The organism is Streptomyces sp. NPDC126497 (assembly GCF_040302425.1).
Classification (GTDB): Bacteria; Actinomycetota; Actinomycetes; order Streptomycetales; family Streptomycetaceae; genus Streptomyces.
Window position 1 is genome coordinate 1 of the sequence record NZ_JBEORT010000128.1, and the last position, 17,972, is coordinate 17,972.

Sequence of the window (17,972 nt, forward strand, 5' to 3'; positions counted from 1 at the left end):
CAGGAGGTCCAGGAGGGCGACCTGGTCGTCGTCCTGGAGGCCATGAAGATGGAACAGCCCATCAACGCCCACCGCTCCGGCACGGTCAAGGGCCTGACCGCGGAGGTCGGCGCCTCCATCACCTCCGGCGCGGCCATCTGCGAGATCAAGGACTGACGCACCTGCCGCCGGCGGCGCCGCTGTTCACCCCGGTGAGGGTGCGGGTCCTGTACCTGCGGCGCCGCTGTTCACCCCGGTGGGAGCGAGGGTCCCACACCTGCGGTGCGGTGTTCGGTCCGGTGGGCGGGATGCCCGCGGTGCGGCTTTCGGTTCGGTGGGGTGCGGGTCCCATGCCTGCGGCGCCTGTGCGGCTTCGGTGGGGGTTGGGGCAGCGCCCACGGCCGGTGGGTGGGTCGGGGCCGCGTCGGGGGCGTCCGTCCTCGGACCGGCGCGGATCACGCCCGCCGGAGGGGGTGCGGGGTGCGGACGCGCCGGCCACTGCGGGCGGCCACCCCCGCCCCGTCCCCTCCCCGCCGTACGCGACTACCGCTACCACCGCCGCCCGCGGGCAGTCGTGCCTCCCCCAGAGCCCGAAAGGGCCTGGGAGGTACCCCCCCGGTCCCCCTGCTCGGGCGGAGCCGGGAGTGGGGGAGGCACCCCGTAAGCGCCGGGCTGCGCGAACACCCCCGGCCCACCTCAACGCGGGGCGCCCCGCAAGACACCAGGACGGCGCAACCCCGCTCCGCGTCGACGCGAGGCACCCGATAGGCACAGGGGAGGCGCACACACCCACCCCCGGCCCGCAGCAACAAGCGCAGGGCGCTCACCAAGCACCCCGAGCTGGGCGTCAGCGCCTGCGCAGGTCCGCCACCCGCGCCGCCCGCTCGGCCCCCTGCGCCGCCTCCCCCGCTCCCAGCGCCACGGCCGGACGCAGTCCGGGTCCCTGCCGACGCGGCCCGGGGAGAGGAACGTCCCGGCGCTGTCGTCCCGCTGAGCCCCCCTCACCCCCCGCCCCCGCGACGGCGATCTGCACGCCCTGGTCGGCCAGCGCCTGCAACTCGGTGGCCGCCCGGTCGTCGTGCCCGGCCGGCTCGTCCGTCACGAGCCGCGTGATCAGGTCCGTGGGCACCGTCTGGAACATCGTGTCCGTACCGAGCTTGGTGTGGTCGGCGAGGACCACCACCTCCGCCGCGGCCTGCACCAACGCCCGGTCGACCGACGCCGACAGCATGTTGGAGGTGGACAGCCCGCGCTCGGCGGTGAGGCCGCTTCCGGAGAGGAACGCCCGGGAGACCCGCAACCCCTGCAGGGACTGCTCGGCGCCGCTGCCCACCAGGGCGTAGTTCGAGCCGCGGAGCGTACCGCCGGTCATCACGACCTCCACCCGGTTGGCATGGGCCAACGCCTGGGCGACCAGCAGGGAGTTGGTGACGACCGTGAGCCCGGGCACCCGGGCCAGCCGGCGGGCCAGCTCCTGCGTGGTGGTACCCGCGCCGACCACGATCGCCTCGCCCTCTTCCACGAAATTCGCGGCGAGGTCGGCGATGGCGGTCTTCTCGGCGGTCGCGAGATGTGACTTCTGCGGAAAACCGGACTCTCGCGTGAAACCGCCCGGCAGTACCGCACCGCCGTGCCGGCGGTCGAGGAGTCCTTCTGCCTCCAGCGCGCGCACGTCCCGCCGTACGGTCACTTCGGAGGTCTGGACGACGCGGGCGAGCTCACGGAGCGACACGGCCCCGTTCGCTCGCACCATTTCGAGGATCAATTGGCGACGTTCTGCAGCGAACACGAAACTGACAGTAACGCCGACGACCGTCTGCTTTCAGCAGTTTGCGCTGAATAGCAGAAGTTGTTCGCACGGCTCCACGGCAAGTGGTATAGGACCGTTTCTCCGGCCGTCAGGCCCCCGCCTCCGCCTTCCGGGTGTGCAACTGGCGTGCCACCTCGGCGATCGAGCCCGACAACGAGGGGTAGACGGTGAAGGCGTTCGCGATCTGTTCCACCGTCAGGTTGTTGTCGACCGCGATCGAGATGGGGTGGATGAGCTCCGAGGCGCGCGGCGCGACGACCACGCCGCCCACCACGATGCCGGTGCCCGGACGGCAGAAGATCTTGACGAAGCCGTCGCGGATGCCCTGCATCTTCGCGCGCGGGTTGCGCAGCAGCGGCAGCTTCACCACGCGGGCGTCGATCTTGCCGGCGTCGACGTCGGCCTGGGAGTAACCGACGGTGGCGATCTCGGGGTCGGTGAAGACGTTCGACGAGACCGTCTTCAGGTTCAGCGGGGCCACCGCGTCGCCCAGGAAGTGGTACATGGCGATACGGCCCTGCATCGCCGCCACCGAGGCGAGTGCGAAGACCCCGGTGACGTCGCCGGCGGCGTAGACGCCGGGAGCCGTGGTCCGGGAGACCTTGTCGGTCCAGATGTGGCCGGACTCCCGCAGCCGGACACCGGCCTCCTCCAGGCCCATGCCCTCGGAGTTCGGGATGGCGCCCACGGCCATCAGACAGTGCGACCCGGTGATGACGCGGCCGTCGGCGAGCGTCACCTCCACCCGGTCCCCGACCCGCTTCGCGGACTGGGCGCGGGAGCGCGCCATGACGTTCATGCCGCGGCGGCGGAAGACGTCCTCCAGCACGGCGGCCGCGTCCGGGTCCTCGCCCGGCAGCACCCGGTCGCGCGAGGACACCAGCGTCACCTTCGACCCCAGCGCCTGGTAGGCGCCGGCGAACTCGGCGCCCGTGACACCGGATCCGACCACGATGAGCTCCTCGGGGAGCTCGTTCAGGTCGTACACCTGGGTCCAGTTCAGGATCCGCTCGCCGTCCGGGCGGGCGTCCGGCAGCTCGCGCGGGTGCCCGCCGGTCGCTATCAGCACGGCGTCCGCGGTGAGCGTCTCCTCGGTGCCGTCCGCGGCGCGCACCACGACCTTCCGCGACCCGTCGAGCGCCTGCATGCCCTCCAGCCGGCCCCGCCCGCGCAGCACCCGCGCGCCGGCCCGGGTCACGGAGGCGGTGATGTCGTGCGACTGGGCCAGGGCGAGCCGCTTCACACGCCGGTTGACCTTGCCCAGGTCCACGCCCACCACCCGGGCGGCCTGCTCCATGGGCGGGGTGTCGTCGGCGACGATGATGCCCAGCTCCTCGTACGAGGAGTCGAAGGTGGTCATCACCTCGGCCGTGGCGATCAGGGTCTTCGACGGCACGCAGTCGGTGAGCACCGACGCCCCGCCCAGGCCGTCGCGGTCGACGACGGTCACCTCCGCGCCGAGCTGTGCGGCGACCAGCGCCGCTTCGTATCCGCCGGGTCCGCCACCGATGATCACGATCCGAGTCACGTACTCCATTGTCCCGCACACTTCACCGTGCGACCGCCCGGGGGCCCCGGCCGTGGCCCCCCTGTTACCGGAGTGGCGCCCGTTCCCCCTGCCGTACCCTTCCCCCATGTCGCTCTACGCCGCGTACGCCGCCAATCTCGACGCGCGGCTGATGTCCCGCCGCGCCCCGCACTCGCCGCTGCGCGCCACCGGCTGGCTGAACGGGTGGAGGCTGACGTTCGGGGGCGAGCGGACGGGCGGGGAGGGGGCGCTGGCCACGCTGGTCGAGGACCCGATCTCGGCGGTCTTCGTCTCCCTCTACGACATCGCCCCGATGGACGAGGAGACCCTGGACCGCTGGGAGGGCGCGGGCGGCCTGGACCTCTACCGCCGCACGCGGGTCCGCGTCCACACCCTGGACGGGGAGGAGCCGGCCTGGACCTACGTCCTCAACGGGTACGAGGGCGGCCTTCCCGCGGCCCGCTACCTGGGCGGGATCGCCGACGCGGCCGAATCCGCGGGCGCACCCCACGACTATGTGATGGAACTCCGCAAGCGCCCCTGCTGACCCCTTCGCGGGAAACGACAAGACAACGATCGCCAACCCGCCCACTCCCACATCTACGCGCGTAGGCGATTACCGGCTACCCTCGTCGCGTGAATGCTTCTCTTCTTCCGGACGACATCCAGGGCGACCCGTACGCCGCAGCCGACGCCGCCGCCGCGCGCCTGCGCGAACTCACCGGCGCCGAGACCCACGACGTCGCCCTCGTGATGGGCTCCGGCTGGGCCCCGGCCGTGGACGCCCTCGGCGCCCCCGAGGCCGAGTTCCAGGTCACCGAGCTGCCCGGTTTCCCGCCGCCGGCGGTGGAGGGCCACGGCGGCAAGATCCGCTCGTACGCCATCGGCGCGAAGCGGGCCCTGGTGTTCCTGGGCCGTACGCACTACTACGAGGGACGCGGGGTCGCCGCGGTGGCCCACGGTGTCCGCACGGCCGTGGCCGCGGGGGCGAAGACGATCGTCCTGACGAACGGCTGCGGGGGACTGCGCGCGGGCATGCGCCCCGGCCAGCCGGTCCTGATCAGCGACCACATCAACCTCACGGCGACCTCCCCGATCGTCGGCGCGAACTTCGTCGACCTCACGGATCTCTACTCGCCGCGTCTGCGGGCGCTGTGCAAGGAGGTCGACCCCACGCTGGAGGAGGGGGTCTACGCGCAGTTCCCCGGCCCCCACTACGAGACCCCGGCGGAGATCCGGATGGCCCGGGTGATCGGGGCGGACCTGGTGGGCATGTCGACGGTGCTCGAGGCCATCGCCGCCCGTGAGGCGGGGGCGGAGGTCCTGGGCATCTCCCTGGTCACCAACCTGGCGGCGGGGATGACGGGCGAGCCGCTCAACCACGAGGAGGTCCTCCAGGCGGGCCGGGACTCCGCCACCCGGATGGGCTCCCTCCTGGCCCAGGTCCTCGGCCGCCTGTAGGACGCGGTCGCCGGTGCGCGCGGCGGACGGCCTGCGGCAGCCGCCGCGCCCGGCGCGTGCGAGGCGGTGCCCCGTGTCGATGTGGGCCGGGTGCCTTCCCCCCTCCCGGCTTCGGCCGAGCGGGAGGTGCCCCCACCGCCCTGCGGCGCGACCGCCCGCGGCGGACACGGCGGAGGCCGATGGCGACGTGACGCCCACGGCGCGGAGGGGACGGGGCGGGGGGGGCGCCCGCAGCGGCCGGCGCGTGCGCACCCCGCACCCCCTCCGGCACGCGTGATCCGCGCCGGTCGAGGACGGACACCCCCGACCCGCCCACCGGCCGCAGACGCCACACCCGCCCCCACCGCACCGAAAGCTGCGCCGCAGGCATCCCACCGACCGGACCGCACGCCGCACCACACCCACAAGACCCGCACCCGTGAAACCCTGACGGACGACCAACGAGAGAGGCCGACCCACCGTGCAAGACGACGCCCTCATCGCACAGGCCCAGGCGTGGCTCGCCGAGGACCCCGACCCCGACACCCGCGAGGAACTCGCCCGCCTCATCGACGCCGGCGACCACACCGAGATCGCCGCCCGCTTCAGCGGCACCCTCCAGTTCGGCACCGCCGGCCTCCGGGGCGAACTCGGCGCGGGCCCGATGCGCATGAACCGCTCCGTCGTCATCCGCGCGGCCGCCGGCCTCGCCGCGTACCTCAAGAAGCACGGCCCCGCCCAGCCGGACGGCACGGCCGGCCTCGTCGTCATCGGCTACGACGCCCGCCACAAGTCCCGTGACTTCGCCGAGGACACCGCCGCCGTCATGACCGGTGCCGGACTGCGCGCGGCCGTCCTGAACCGCCCCCTCCCCACCCCCGTCCTCGCCTTCGCCATCAGGCACCTCGGCGCCGTCGCCGGCGTGGAGGTCACCGCCAGCCACAACCCGCCGCGCGACAACGGCTACAAGGTGTACCTCGGCGACGGCTCGCAGATCGTCCCCCCGGCCGACGCGGAGATCGCCGCCGAGATCGCCGCCGTGGCCTCGCTCACCACGGTCCCCCGCCCCACCGAAGGCTGGGAGACCCTCGACGACACCGTCCTGGACGCCTACCTCGCCCGCACGGACGCGGTCCTGTCCAAGGACTCCCCCCGCACCGCCCGCACCGTCTACACGGCGATGCACGGCGTCGGCAAGGACGTCCTCCTCGCCGCCTTCGAACGGGCCGGCTTCCCGCGGCCCGTCCTCGTCACCGAGCAGGCCGACCCCGACCCGGAGTTCCCGACCGTCGCGTTCCCCAACCCGGAGGAGCCCGGCGCGATGGACCTGGCCTTCGCGAAGGCCCGGGAGACCGACCCCGACCTGGTCATCGCCAACGACCCCGACGCCGACCGCTGCGCCGCCGCGGTCAAGGACGGCACGGACTGGCGCATGCTGCGCGGCGACGAGGTCGGCGCCCTGCTCGCCGCCCACCTGGTCCGCCGCGGAGCGACCGGCACGTTCGCCGAGTCGATCGTGTCGTCGTCCCTCCTCGGCCGCATCGCGGAGAAGGCCGGCCTCCCCCACGAGGAGACCCTGACCGGCTTCAAGTGGATCGCCAGGGTCGAGGGCCTGCGCTACGGCTACGAGGAGGCCCTCGGCTACTGCGTCGACCCGGACGGCGTGCGCGACAAGGACGGCATCACGGCGGCCCTCCTCCTCACGGAACTGGCCTCCGGGCTGAAGGCCGAGGGCCGCACCCTCCTCGACCTCCTCGACGACCTCGCCGTGGAGCACGGCCTGCACGCCACCGACCAGCTCTCGGTCCGCGTGCAGGACCTCGGTCTGATCGCCTCCGCGATGCACCGCCTGCGCGACCGGCCGCCCACGGAGCTGGCCGGCCTGCGCATCACCACCGCCGAGGACCTGACCCGGGGCACGGACACCCTCCCGCCCACCGACGGCCTCCGCTACACCCTGGACGGCGCGAGGGTCGTCGTCCGCCCCAGCGGCACGGAACCGAAGCTGAAGTGCTACCTGGAGGTGGTGGTCCCGGTCGCCACGAGGGCCGGCCTCCCCGAGGCCCGCGCGAAGGCGGCGGCCCTCCTCTCGGGGATCAAGCAGGACCTGTCCGAGGCCGCCGGCATCTGACGGATCCCCACGCGGGGCGAGCGCGCCCGCCCCGCGCCATCCGCCACCGGGCGACACCGCGCGGCATCCGCCCCCGGTGGCGCCCGGTGGCACCGGGCCGCCCGCTCATCCCACGGCCAGCAGGACCGCCATCAGCACGGCCCCCGCGACGGCCGGCCCCATGATCTCGTAGGCCCACCGCACGGTCACCTCGCCCTGCGCGGCCCCGGCGTCCTGCCGCCGCTCGTGCAGCCCGCGCATCTCCTCCATCGCCCGGTCGCTCTCGTGCCGCCGGGCTTCCTCGGCCGCACCCCCCGCACCGCGTCGGCCGCCGTCCCCGCGCACGGCCTGCGCGGCGGCCCGGGCCTCCTGCCGGTTCGCCTTGTTGCGGGCCCGCAGCGACACCGGAAGGGCCCACAGCTGGTACTTCGCGCCGGACACGGCGAGGACCTCGTTGGTGAAACCGGACCGCAGTGCGGCGACCTGCCCCCAGGGCAGCACGATCAGGCGGAACGGGTTGCGCACGCGCAGCCGGTCGTCGTTCACGTGGACGGCGGGGCGCAGGGTGTAGGCGACGATCAGCGGCACCAGGAGGAGCATCGCGGCGAGCGCCAGCCACGGGGTGCGGCCCTCACCGGCGACCACCGCGTCGATGCCGAGCCATCCGACGAGGCCGAGCAGCAGCACGCCACCGGCGAGGGCGGCGGTCGAGCGGTAGATCCGGTCCTGGTACTGGGGCGCCCCGGTCCCGGAGGGCTTCGTGGACTCCGGGTCGGACGAGTGGTGCTCGGGGGAGGTCATGCTCCCGATTCTGCACGACGCCCCCGGGGACGTCGTACGCGGTGGAACCGGCACGCGACCGGGTGGGCTGAACGCCCGAACCGCTCCCCGGACCACCCCGGGCCGCCCCGGGACGTCCCCCGGGGCTGTACAGCCGCTACGCGCGTAGATATGCTCGTCTGGTGACCATGCCCACCACTGCACCCCATGCTCTCAGCGACGTCACCGCGTCCGACAGCACGCTGCGCCGCTTCCTCCACGGGCTGCCCGGCGTCGACGCGGTCGGCCTGGAGGCGCGTGCCGCCTCCCTCGGCACCCGTTCGATCAAGACGACCGCGAAGGCGTACGCCATCGACCTCGCCATCTCGATGGTCGACCTGACGACGCTGGAAGGCGCGGACACCCCGGGCAAGGTCCGGGCGCTCGGCGCGAAGGCGGTCCGTCCCGACCCGACCGACCGCACCACGCCCGCCACGGCCGCGGTCTGCGTCTACCCCGACATGGTGGCCACGGCGAAGGAGGCCGTCGCCGGCTCCGGCGTCAAGGTCGCCTCCGTCGCCACCGCGTTCCCGGCCGGCCGCGCCCCGATCGCCGTGAAGCTGGCGGACGTCCGCGAGGCCGTCGCCGCCGGCGCGGACGAGATCGACATGGTCATCGACCGCGGGGCGTTCCTCGCGGGGGACTACCTGAAGGTGTACGACGAGATCACCGCCGTGAAGGAGGCCTGCGGGACGGACGCCCGCCTCAAGGTCATCTTCGAGACCGGCGAGCTGTCGACGTACGACAACATCCGCCGCGCCAGCTGGCTCGGCATGCTGGCCGGCGCGGACTTCATCAAGACCTCGACCGGCAAGGTCGCCGTCAACGCGACCCCCGCGAACACCCTCCTGATGCTGGAGGCGGTCCGCGACTTCCGCGCGCAGACCGGCGTCCAGGTCGGCGTGAAGCCGGCCGGCGGCATCCGGACGTCGAAGGACGCCGTCAAGTTCCTGGTCCTGGTCAACGAGACCGCGGGCGAGGACTGGCTGGACAACCACTGGTTCCGCTTCGGCGCCTCCTCGCTGCTGAACGACCTGCTGATGCAGCGTCAGAAGCTGGCCACCGGCCGCTACTCCGGCCCCGACTACGTGACGGTGGACTGATCACCATGGCATCCGCATTCGAGTACGCACCGGCGCCCGAGTCCCGCTCGGTCGTCGACATCGCCCCGTCCTACGGCCTGTTCGTCGACGGCGAGTTCACCGAGGCGGCCGACGGCAAGGTCTTCAAGACCGTCTCCCCCTCCACCGAGGAGGTCCTCTCCGAGGTCGCCGAGGCCGGCAAGGCGGACGTCGACCGCGCCGTGCAGGCCGCCCGCAGGGCCTTCGAGAAGTGGTCGGCGCTCCCCGGCTCCGAGCGCGCGAAGTACCTCTTCCGCATCGCCCGCATCATCCAGGAGCGCAGCCGCGAGCTCGCCGTCCTCGAGACCCTCGACAACGGCAAGCCGATCAGGGAGACCCGCGACGCGGACCTCCCCCTGGTCGCCGCGCACTTCTTCTACTACGCGGGCTGGGCCGACAAGCTCGACCACGCCGGCTACGGCGCGAACCCGCGCCCCCTCGGCGTGGCGGGCCAGGTCATCCCCTGGAACTTCCCCCTGCTGATGCTGGCGTGGAAGATCGCCCCGGCGCTCGCGACCGGCAACACGGTGGTCCTGAAGCCCGCCGAGACGACCCCCCTGTCCGCCCTGTTCTTCGCGGACGTCTGCCGCCAGGCGGGCCTGCCCAGGGGTGTCGTCAACATCCTCACCGGCGACGGCCGCGCCGGCGCCGCGCTGATCGCCCACCCGGACGTGAACAAGGTCGCCTTCACGGGCTCCACGGCCGTCGGCAAGGAGATCGCGCGCACGGTCGCGGGCACCCGCAAGAAGCTCACCCTCGAACTGGGCGGCAAGGGCGCCAACATCGTCTTCGACGACGCACCGCTCGACCAGGCCGTCGAGGGCATCGTCAACGGCATCTTCTTCAACCAGGGCCAGGTCTGCTGCGCGGGCTCGCGCCTGCTGGTCCAGGAGTCGATCCACGACGAGCTCCTCGACTCCCTCAAGCGTCGCCTGTCCACGCTCCGCCTCGGCGACCCGCTGGACAAGAACACCGACATCGGCGCGATCAACTCCGCCGAGCAGCTGGCCCGGATCACCGCGCTGGCCGACCGGGGCGAGGCGGAGGGCGCCGAGCGCTGGTCCCCGGCCTGCGAACTCCCGGAGAACGGCTACTGGTTCGCCCCGACGCTGTTCACCGGCGTCACCCAGGCGCACACCATCGCCCGCGACGAGATCTTCGGCCCGGTCCTGTCCGTCCTCACCTTCCGCACGCCGGACGAGGCGGTCGCCAAGGCCAACAACACCCCGTACGGCCTGTCGGCGGGCATCTGGACGGAGAAGGGCTCGCGCATCCTGGCGGTCGCGAACAGGCTCCGCGCGGGCGTCGTCTGGTCCAACACGTTCAACAAGTTCGACCCGACCTCGCCGTTCGGCGGTTACAAGGAGTCGGGCTTCGGCCGCGAGGGCGGCCGCCACGGCCTGGAGGCGTACCTCGATGTCTGACCGACTCAACGTGCTGAAGACCTACAAGCTGTACGTCGGCGGGAAGTTCCCGCGTTCCGAGAGCGGCCGGGTGTACGAGGTGACGGACTCCAAGGGCACGTGGCTGGCGAACGCCCCGCTCTCCTCCCGCAAGGACGCCCGTGACGCGGTGGTCGCCGCGCGCAAGGCGTTCGGCGGCTGGTCCGGCGCGACGGCGTACAACCGCGGCCAGATCCTGTACCGGATCGCGGAGATGCTGGAGGGCCGCCGCGACCAGTACGTCGCCGAGGTCGCCGACGCCGAGGGCCTGTCGAAGGCCGAGGCGGCCCTCCAGGTGGACGCGGCGATCGACCGCTGGGTCTGGTACGCGGGCTGGACCGACAAGATCGCCCAGGTGGTCGGCGGCGGCAACCCGGTCGCCGGTCCGTTCTTCAACCTCTCCTCCCCGGAGCCGACGGGCGTGGTCGCCGTGCTGGCCCCGCAGGAGTCGTCCTTCCTGGGCCTGGTCTCGGTGGTGGCCCCCGTCATCGCCACCGGCAACACGGCGGTCGTGATCGCGAGCGAGAGGTTCCCGCTCCCGGCCCTCTCCCTCGGCGAGGTGCTGGCCACCTCCGACCTCCCGGGCGGTGTGGTCAACGTCCTCTCCGGCCGCACGGCGGAGATCGCCGCCCCGCTCGCCGCGCACCAGGACGTCAACGCGATCGACCTCGCGGGCGCCGACGAGGCGCTGGCGAAGGAGCTGGAGATCGCGGCCGCGGACAACCTCAAGCGCGTCCTGCGTCCACAGCCTGTGGACGACTGGTCGGCGACGCCCGGCACGGAGCGCCTGACGGCGTTCCTGGAGACCAAGACGGTCTGGCACCCGACGGGTTCGCTGGGCGCGTCCGGCTCCGCGTACTGAGCCGCCTCGTCACGACCGGGGCGCCGTGCCCCTCCCCGCCCGGGAGGGGTGCGGCGCTCCGCCGTTCCGTGCCCGCCCGGCCGGCGCCGCCGCGCCGGCCGCGAGGACGGTCGGGGTGCGCCGGTCCACCGCTCCGACGGGTGACCGGATCCGTGCGGACGGTGGCCGGCGTGTGATGCGCGCTTCAAAGCCGTACCGCGGGTCGTACGCCGCCCGGGCGATGCCTCAGACTGGTGTCCCGTGAGTTCCCAGTCGCCCATATCCGCGCGAGTCGTGCTGCTCTGCGGCCCCTCCGGCTCCGGCAAGTCCCGCCTCGCGGCCCGCTCCGGTCTTCCCGTGCTGCGCCTCGACGACTTCTACAAGGAGGGCGACGACCCGACCCTGCCTCTGGTGACCGGCAGTTCCGACATCGACTGGGACCACCCCGGCTCCTGGGACGCGGACACCGCCGTCGCCGCGATCGAGCGGCTGTGCCGCACCCGTCGCACCCAGGTCCCGGTCTACGACATCTCGCTGAGCGCCCGCACCGGTGAGGGGAGCGTCGACATCGGCGGTACGCCGCTGTTCATCGCCGAGGGCATCTTCGCCGCGGAGATCGTCGAGCGCTGCCGGGAACGGGGGCTGCTGGCCGACGCGCTGTGCCTGAACCGCGGCCCGGTGCGGACGTTCCGGCGGCGGTTCCTGCGGGACCTGAAGGAGGGCCGCAAATCGGTGCCGTTCCTGCTGCGCCGCGGCTGGCGGCTGATGCGGCTGGAGCGGTCGATCGTCACCCGCCAGACGACGCTGGGCGCGTACGCCTGCGACTGGGACGAGGCGCTGATCCGACTGGCCGCCGCGGCGGTCGCCGGACGCCCGGCGACCGCGGCGAGTTCTCCGCAGCAGCTCTAGAACGAGCCGATCAGGCGGTCGAGCACGAGCAGTTCGGCGAGGTAGAAGGCGAGAGCGAGGAGGGGGGCGAGGACGGCGCACAGCCAGGGGCGACGCACCCCGGCGCGCGCCAGGAAGACGGTCGTGCAGGCGGCGAGGAGCGCGCCGACGGTCAGGAACACGGCCGCCTCCCCCCAGTAGCGCAGCCTCAGTCCCAGCCAGAGCCCCTCGCCCAGCACCACCATCGCGATGGCCGCCCCCGCCGGCGGCCGCGCGTCCCCCTGCCCGTGCCGCACGGTCCAGCCGGCCCACCCGAGCAGCGGCCCTCCCGCCAGCCCCGCCACCGACCAGACGGCCGCGGTTCCGAGCCCTCCGGCGCCGAAGGCGTCCCCGAGCGCGGACGTCGTGTAGTAGCCGGCGCAGGTGGCAAGCATCATCAGCGCCCCGCTCCAGACGGCGAGCCGCCGGTCGCGGATCAGCGCACCGGCCACGGCGGTCCAGATGATCCAGGTGGACACCGAGTTGGTCGCCCGCTCCAGCAGGGGCGTCATCCCGTGCAGGGTGTAAGTCGCCCAGCCGAGCAGCAGCCCGAAGGCCACGACGGCGGGGAGAACGGCGGCGGGAGTGTCGCGGCGGGGTGCGGTCGCGGTGGTCATGGACCGCACTATACACATCATGTATACACACGGTGTTTAGTGGCCGGGGGTCAAAGGTTCCGGTCCGGTGGCGGGGCCGTCGACGAGTCGCGGCACGCCGGTGCGCGGTGAGCACGCGAAAGAGCGGGACCGCGTACGGGCCCCCCGGCCCTCCGCAGTCCCGCTGTTCCGCACTCCCCCGTGACTCCCCGCGATCACCCGGGTCCCTCTCGGTCCCCCGGATCCGTGGAGATCCCCCGTGACCCCCTCGTGCTTCCCCCTCCGATCCCCCGTTCGTCGCGGCGACGTCCCCCGACGTCCCCGCGGTTCCCCCCGTTCGTCGCGGCGGCGCCCCCGACGCCCCCGCCGTCCCCGGGTTCTCCGGGCTCCCCCGGACCCCAGGTCCCCCGTACCCTCAGGCGACGAGCTCCCCGAAGGCGTCCTCCTCGTCACGGCCGAAGCTGAGGACCTCGTCCTCGCGCAGCCGGCGGAGCGACCGCCAGATGCTGGACTTCACCGTGCCGACACTGATGCCGAGGATGTCGGCGATCTCCGGGTCCGTGCGGCCCTCGTAGTAGCGCAGGACCAGCATGGTGCGCTGGAGCTCGGGCAGCCGGGCCAGCGCCTGCCACAGCACGGCGCGCAGCTCGGTGCCGCGCATCGCGTCCGTGTCGCCGGCCGTCTCCGGCAGTTCCTCGGTCGGGTACTCGTTCAGCTTGCGGCGGCGCCACGCGCTGATGTGCAGATTGGTCATGGTGCGGCGGAGGTATCCGCCGACCGCCGCCTTGTCGCTGATCCGGTCCCACGCCCGGTAGGTCGAGAACAGCGCGCTCTGCAGCAGGTCCTCGGCCTCGAAGCGGTCGCCGGTCAGGTGGTAGGCGGTGGCGTACAGGGAGGCGCGGCGCTCCTGGACGTAGGCGGTGAACTCCGCCTCCGACGCCGAGCGCCGCTCCCCCGGGTCCTCCCCGTACGCGGTCCCCCCGTTCGTGCCCCCCGTGGGCGCGTCAACCACCGTCATGATCGTGGTGTGCTGACGCCCGGTGCCGCGGGCGCACCCCCGCATGCCCGCCGCACCGGACTTCTCGGAACCCCGGTGCACGTCGTGCAGACGCGTGATCACTGCGCTGGTGCTGGTGCCGTGCAGCGTGTTCATCTCGCGCCCCCCGTCGTGGACTTCCGGTGTTCTGTCGTGCTGTCGTGCTGTCCTGCTGGTGTCGAAAAGCTTGCCCGGGGACCTTCATGGCCGTGTCCGCCGACTGTCACAGACGTGTCACAGGGGCCGGTCGCAGGGAGGACGCGGGTCCTTCGCGGGCGTCCGTGCGCGGAGCGGCACGTATCCGGGCCCAACGGGCATCTGTCGCCCACGGGTCGAACAGGGAGCCCTCCATGGGCCAGAATGAGCCCGTGCCTTCCCTGTTGCTGATCGAGGACGACGACGCCATCCGCACGGCCCTGGAGCTCTCACTGACGCGCCAGGGTCACCGGGTGGCGACCGCTGCCAGCGGTGAGGACGGTCTGAAGCTGTTGCGCGAGCAGCGGCCGGATCTGATCGTGCTGGACGTGATGCTGCCCGGCATCGACGGCTTCGAGGTGTGCCGGCGCATCCGGCGCACGGACCAGTTGCCGATCATCCTGCTGACCGCGCGCAACGACGACATCGACGTGGTGGTCGGGCTGGAGTCCGGAGCCGACGACTACGTCGTCAAACCGGTGCAGGGCCGGGTGCTGGACGCCCGGATCCGGGCGGTGCTCAGGCGCGGGGAGCGGGAGTCCAGCGACTCGGCGACCTTCGGCAGCCTGGTCATCGACCGTTCGGCGATGACGGTGACGAAGAACGGCGAGGACCTCCAGCTCACGCCGACCGAGCTGCGGCTGCTCCTCGAGCTGAGCCGACGGCCGGGGCAGGCGCTGTCCCGGCAGCAGTTGCTGCGGCTGGTGTGGGAGCACGACTACCTGGGCGACTCGCGTCTGGTGGACGCGTGCGTCCAGCGGCTGCGCGCCAAGGTCGAGGACGTGCCGTCGTCCCCGACCCTGATCCGTACCGTGCGCGGTGTCGGCTACCGGCTGGACGCGCCTCAGTGACACAGGAGCACCAAGGAGGGGACGGCGGCTGGTCCGCCGGGCGCAGGGGAGTGTGGTCACGGCTGCGGCTCACCAGCCTGCGGCTGCGGCTGGTCGTGGTGTTCGGGCTGGTCGCGCTGACCGCGGCGGTGTCCGCGTCGGGCATCGCGTACTGGCTGAACCGCGAGTCGGTGCTGACCCGTACCCAGGACGCGGTGCTGCGCGACTTCGAGCAGGAGATGCGCAACCGGGCGGGCACCCTGCCCGAGCACCCCACCCAGGACGAACTGCAGCGCACGGCGGACCAGATGGCGACCAGCAGCCAGCGCTTCACCGTGCTGCTGGTCGCCGAGGACCCCGACGGGCGGACGGTGTACGGCAGTTCGGGCGGGCTGAACGGCTTCTCGCTGCAGGACGTGCCGGTCTCGCTGCGCGAGGCGGTGACCGAGCGGCAGAAGGTCACGTCGAACAACGCGTCCCCGCACCACCTGTACTGGCAGCGGATCGTCGACGGTGACGCCCCGTACCTGGTGGCGGGGGCGCGGGTGATCGGCGGCGGGCCGACCGGTTACATGCTGAAGTCGCTGGAGCCGGAGGCCAAGGACCTCAACTCGCTGGCCTGGTCGCTGGGGATCGCCACCGGGCTGGCGCTGATAGGTTCCGCGCTGCTCGCACACGCGGCGGCGACGACGGTGCTGAAGCCGGTGCAGCGGCTCGGGGTGGCCGCGCGGCGGCTCGGGGAGGGGAAGCTGGACACCCGGCTGAGGGTGTCGGGCACCGATGAACTGGCGGATCTCTCGCGGACGTTCAACAAGGCGGCCGAGGCGCTGGAGAAGCGGGTGGCGGAGATGGCGGGACGCGACGAGGCGTCCCGGAGGTTCGTGGCGGACATGAGCCATGAGCTGCGTACGCCGCTGACCGCGATCACGGCGGTGACCGAGGTCCTGGAGGAGGAGCTGGAGTCCGAGGCCGGCGGCATCGATCCGATGGTCGAGCCCGCGGTGCGGCTGGTGGTGAGCGAGACCCGGCGGCTGAACGACCTGGTGGAGAACCTCATGGAGGTGACCCGCTTCGACGCGGGCACCGCCCGGCTGGTCCTCGACGACGTGGACGTCGCCGACCAGATCACCGCCTGCATCGACGCGCGCGCCTGGCTGGACGCGGTCGACCTGGACGCCGAGCGCGGCATCCACGCCCGGATCGACCCGCGCCGGCTGGACGTGATCCTGGCGAACCTGATCGGGAACGCGCTCAAGCACGGCGGGTCGCCGGTGCGGGTGTCCGTGCGGGAGGACGACGCGGAGGGCGCCGGGGACGGGGGCACGGTGGTCATCGAGGTGCGGGACCACGGGCCGGGCATCCCGGAGGAGGTCCTGCCGCACGTCTTCGACCGCTTCTACAAGGCGAGCGCCTCCCGGCCGCGTTCCGAGGGCAGCGGCCTGGGCCTGTCCATCGCGCTGGAGAACGCCCACATCCACGGCGGCGGGATCACCGCGGCCAACTCCCCCGAGGGCGGTGCCGTCTTCACGCTGCGGCTGCCGCGGGACGTGTCCGCGCAGAGCCCCGCGGAGAAGGCCGGCGGCATCGGGGACGAGGGCGCCGAGGGGGGCTCCTGATGAACGTACGGACTGCTCTGCGGCGTGCGGGAGGGCTGTGCGCCGCGGGGGCGCTGGGCGCGCTGCTCGCCGGGTGCGGGATACGGGCCACGGAGGTGCCGACCGACTTCGGTCCGGCGCCGTCGCGGGTGCGCTGCTCGCCGACCGGGGCCGAGGCGTCGGCGCGGGCGGACCGGGGAGTGCCGGCGCAGGTGTTCCTGCTGTGCGGGTCGTCGCTGGTGGCCGTGGACCGGGCGGTGCGGGTGCCGGACGGTGCGGCGGACTCGCGGCGCGTGCTGGTGGCGCAGGGGCTGCTGGACGCGTTGTCCGAGGGGCCGTCGGCCGCCGAGCGGCAGGCCGGGTACGACACGCGGGTACCGCGCGGTACGACCGTGAGCGGTCCGCGGCCCGGCGATCCGGAGGACGCGCTGCGGCTGAGCACCGCGCCCGGGGACCTGGCCTCCGCCGGGCTCGCGCAGGTCGTGTGCACCCTCTCCGACTCGGCGGCGACCGAGGGCGACGGCTCGGTGATCCTGGGCGGTCCCGGCGACGCCCGCCCGCGCCGCTACGCGTGCACGGACGAGGTCCGGTCCCGTCCGGACGGGGAAGCGCCGCCCTCCGAGGCCGCCGGCGGGTGAGCCGGTGCTGTGGCGCACGCCTCATGCGGTGAACGGGTGACGTCCCGGAACCGATCGTGCCGGTGGCCGCGTCTAGGGGGGCGTGCAGCGTCAAGGCCTCATCGGCGGCTCCGCCGCTCCCCGTATCCGTGTGACAGGGGGTCTCCTCCTGGCCGCGCATCTCGCGTTCGTCGCCTGGTACACGCTGCGTCCCCTGGACGTCCCCTGGGTGATGCCCGCCAATCTGCGTCCGCTGGACGGGATCCGGGGCGACTTCGCGCTGGGCTGGACGACGGGGGTCCGCCGGGTTGGTGAGGGGCTGGCGCTGCTCGCGCCGCTGGGCGTGCTGCTGCCGATGGCGGGGGGCCGGCTGGCCGTCTCGCGGCTGGGTTCGCTGATCCGCGCCATGACGGCGACCGCGCTGGTGTCGCTGGCCGTCGAGATGCTGCAGACGGCGGTGCCGGGCCAGGTCGTGGACGTCGACTCGCTGCTGCTGAACACGGCGGGCGCGGCGCTGGCGCATGCCGCGGTGGTGCCGGCGGCCCGTGCCCGGCTGCGCCGCCGGACGGCACGGCGGTCGCGCACGGCCCTCCTCCCGGAGGAGCCGGCTCAGGGGAGGACCCCGACGATTCCCAGGGTCGGGATCGCCCCGTGGAGTGACGCTTTGCCCCCTTCGTCTCCGTAACGTGGAGGGCATGGAGGCAGCCGGTCGGGAGGCCTCCCACCCCTCACGAAGGAGCCGCGATGAGCCGCCTCGCCCGCCCCACCCACAACCGCGTGATCGGCGGAGTGTGCGCCGCGCTGGCCCGGCGCTTCGACACCTCCGCGACCACGGTGCGGGTGGTCTTCCTGCTGTCGTGCCTGCTTCCGGGGCCGCAGTTCCTGCTCTACGCGGCGCTGTGGATCCTGCTGCCGTCGGAGGACAAGGCGCGGGCGGCCTGGTGACCCCGGCGCCGCCTCCCGCGAACACGCCGATGGGGCGCGCCCCGGAGCCGGGGCGCGCCCCATCGGGACGGGGTGTCAGGCGATCGGGACGCCGTTGACGGTGGCGCCCTGGCCGGGGCCCTGCAGCGGCAGGCCGCCGAG

Annotated in this window: 18 protein-coding genes; 13 read left to right on the top strand and 5 right to left on the bottom strand. The window is 73.2% G+C overall.

Features of this window, described 5'->3' with window-relative positions; genetic code table 11:
• Positions 1-156, top strand: a 156-nt coding sequence (locus ABTY20_RS32020) for an acyl-CoA carboxylase biotin carboxyl carrier protein subunit (protein WP_352000669.1), incomplete at its 5' end; no start/stop codon positions are given.
• Between the two features lie 670 nt (positions 157-826).
• Here ABTY20_RS32020 and ABTY20_RS32025 read toward each other — a convergent pair.
• On the bottom strand, positions 827-1,768 hold the full coding sequence (locus ABTY20_RS32025; RefSeq protein WP_352000654.1) for a DeoR/GlpR family DNA-binding transcription regulator: 942 nt from the start codon (positions 1,766-1,768) through the stop codon (positions 827-829).
• Between the two features lie 109 nt (positions 1,769-1,877).
• Positions 1,878-3,326, bottom strand: a complete 1,449-nt coding sequence (locus tag ABTY20_RS32030; protein ID WP_352000655.1) for an NAD(P)H-quinone dehydrogenase — start codon at positions 3,324-3,326, stop codon at positions 1,878-1,880.
• Positions 3,327-3,423: 97 nt separating this feature from the next.
• Here ABTY20_RS32030 and ABTY20_RS32035 point away from each other — a divergent pair, with 97 nt between their 5' ends.
• The 3 genes from ABTY20_RS32035 (at position 3,424) to ABTY20_RS32045 (ending at position 6,888) form a co-directional block, all read left to right on the top strand.
• Entirely contained in the window at positions 3,424-3,864 is a 441-nt protein-coding gene (locus ABTY20_RS32035) for a gamma-glutamylcyclotransferase family protein (protein ID WP_352000656.1), read from the top strand.
• An 89-nt stretch (positions 3,865-3,953) separates the two neighbouring features.
• A complete protein-coding gene (locus ABTY20_RS32040; protein ID WP_352000657.1) occupies positions 3,954-4,778 on the top strand; it encodes a purine-nucleoside phosphorylase in 825 nt (274 codons plus the stop codon).
• 460 nt (positions 4,779-5,238) lie between these two features.
• The gene (locus ABTY20_RS32045) at positions 5,239-6,888 is read left to right on the top strand and encodes a phospho-sugar mutase (protein WP_352000658.1); all 1,650 of its coding nucleotides are present in this window, start codon (positions 5,239-5,241) and stop codon (positions 6,886-6,888) included.
• Positions 6,889-6,993: 105 nt separating this feature from the next.
• On the opposite strand, the gene ABTY20_RS32050 is transcribed toward ABTY20_RS32045, so the two are convergent.
• Positions 6,994-7,668 (bottom strand): PH domain-containing protein, encoded by a 675-nt coding sequence (locus tag ABTY20_RS32050; protein ID WP_352000659.1) that lies wholly within the window; start codon positions 7,666-7,668, stop codon positions 6,994-6,996.
• A 167-nt stretch (positions 7,669-7,835) separates the two neighbouring features.
• On the opposite strand from ABTY20_RS32050, the gene deoC reads away from it, so the two are divergent.
• The 4 genes from deoC to ABTY20_RS32070 all read left to right on the top strand — a co-directional run bounded on the left by deoC (position 7,836) and on the right by ABTY20_RS32070 (position 11,999).
• Entirely contained in the window at positions 7,836-8,789 is a 954-nt protein-coding gene (gene deoC, locus ABTY20_RS32055; RefSeq protein WP_352000670.1) for a deoxyribose-phosphate aldolase, read from the top strand.
• Between the two features lie 5 nt (positions 8,790-8,794).
• The gene (locus tag ABTY20_RS32060; protein WP_352000660.1) at positions 8,795-10,231 is read left to right on the top strand and encodes an aldehyde dehydrogenase family protein; all 1,437 of its coding nucleotides are present in this window, start codon (positions 8,795-8,797) and stop codon (positions 10,229-10,231) included.
• Positions 10,224-11,111: an aldehyde dehydrogenase family protein gene (locus ABTY20_RS32065; RefSeq protein ID WP_352000661.1), complete on the top strand. Its 888-nt coding sequence runs from the start codon at positions 10,224-10,226 to the stop codon at positions 11,109-11,111. The genes ABTY20_RS32060 and ABTY20_RS32065 overlap by 8 nt, the downstream gene beginning before the upstream one ends.
• Before the next feature lie 240 nt (positions 11,112-11,351).
• A complete protein-coding gene (locus ABTY20_RS32070; protein WP_352000662.1) occupies positions 11,352-11,999 on the top strand; it encodes a uridine kinase family protein in 648 nt (215 codons plus the stop codon).
• Here the strand turns inward: ABTY20_RS32070 and ABTY20_RS32075 are convergent.
• Positions 11,996-12,634: a DUF6518 family protein gene (locus tag ABTY20_RS32075; RefSeq protein ID WP_352000663.1), complete on the bottom strand. Its 639-nt coding sequence runs from the start codon at positions 12,632-12,634 to the stop codon at positions 11,996-11,998. The genes ABTY20_RS32070 and ABTY20_RS32075 overlap by 4 nt on opposite strands.
• 394 nt (positions 12,635-13,028) lie before the next feature.
• Positions 13,029-13,766: a SigE family RNA polymerase sigma factor gene (locus ABTY20_RS32080; protein ID WP_352000664.1), complete on the bottom strand. Its 738-nt coding sequence runs from the start codon at positions 13,764-13,766 to the stop codon at positions 13,029-13,031.
• A gap of 251 nt (positions 13,767-14,017) precedes the next feature.
• Here ABTY20_RS32080 and afsQ1 point away from each other — a divergent pair, with 251 nt between their 5' ends.
• The 5 genes from afsQ1 to ABTY20_RS32105 all read left to right on the top strand — a co-directional run bounded on the left by afsQ1 (position 14,018) and on the right by ABTY20_RS32105 (position 17,831).
• Positions 14,018-14,695 (top strand): two-component system response regulator AfsQ1, encoded by a 678-nt coding sequence (afsQ1, locus tag ABTY20_RS32085; RefSeq protein ID WP_030830243.1) that lies wholly within the window; start codon positions 14,018-14,020, stop codon positions 14,693-14,695.
• Positions 14,692-16,290 carry an ATP-binding protein gene (locus ABTY20_RS32090; protein ID WP_352000665.1) on the top strand — a complete coding sequence of 533 codons (1,599 nt, stop codon included), beginning with the start codon at positions 14,692-14,694 and terminating at the stop codon, positions 16,288-16,290. The genes afsQ1 and ABTY20_RS32090 overlap by 4 nt, the downstream gene beginning before the upstream one ends.
• Complete coding sequence (locus ABTY20_RS32095; protein ID WP_352000666.1) at positions 16,290-16,907, top strand: hypothetical protein; 618 nt, start codon at positions 16,290-16,292, stop codon at positions 16,905-16,907. The genes ABTY20_RS32090 and ABTY20_RS32095 overlap by 1 nt, the downstream gene beginning before the upstream one ends.
• A gap of 82 nt (positions 16,908-16,989) precedes the next feature.
• Positions 16,990-17,571: a VanZ family protein gene (locus ABTY20_RS32100; protein ID WP_352000667.1), complete on the top strand. Its 582-nt coding sequence runs from the start codon at positions 16,990-16,992 to the stop codon at positions 17,569-17,571.
• Positions 17,572-17,630: 59 nt separating this feature from the next.
• Positions 17,631-17,831 carry a PspC domain-containing protein gene (locus tag ABTY20_RS32105; protein ID WP_352000668.1) on the top strand — a complete coding sequence of 67 codons (201 nt, stop codon included), beginning with the start codon at positions 17,631-17,633 and terminating at the stop codon, positions 17,829-17,831.
• Positions 17,832-17,972: the final 141 nt, after the last annotated feature.

Coding starts and splice junctions, on each gene's coding strand:
- ABTY20_RS32065 (WP_352000661.1), top strand. CDS start 10,224: ATGTCTGACCGACTCAACGTGCTGAAGACCTACAAGCTGTACGTCGGC.
- ABTY20_RS32080 (WP_352000664.1), bottom strand. CDS start 13,766: ATGAACACGCTGCACGGCACCAGCACCAGCGCAGTGATCACGCGTCTG.
- ABTY20_RS32105 (WP_352000668.1), top strand. CDS start 17,631: ATGAGCCGCCTCGCCCGCCCCACCCACAACCGCGTGATCGGCGGAGTG.
- ABTY20_RS32075 (WP_352000663.1), bottom strand. CDS start 12,634: ATGACCACCGCGACCGCACCCCGCCGCGACACTCCCGCCGCCGTTCTC.
- ABTY20_RS32035 (WP_352000656.1), top strand. CDS start 3,424: ATGTCGCTCTACGCCGCGTACGCCGCCAATCTCGACGCGCGGCTGATG.
- ABTY20_RS32060 (WP_352000660.1), top strand. CDS start 8,795: ATGGCATCCGCATTCGAGTACGCACCGGCGCCCGAGTCCCGCTCGGTC.
- ABTY20_RS32050 (WP_352000659.1), bottom strand. CDS start 7,668: ATGACCTCCCCCGAGCACCACTCGTCCGACCCGGAGTCCACGAAGCCC.
- deoC (WP_352000670.1), top strand. CDS start 7,836: ATGCCCACCACTGCACCCCATGCTCTCAGCGACGTCACCGCGTCCGAC.
- ABTY20_RS32095 (WP_352000666.1), top strand. CDS start 16,290: ATGAACGTACGGACTGCTCTGCGGCGTGCGGGAGGGCTGTGCGCCGCG.
- ABTY20_RS32030 (WP_352000655.1), bottom strand. CDS start 3,326: ATGGAGTACGTGACTCGGATCGTGATCATCGGTGGCGGACCCGGCGGA.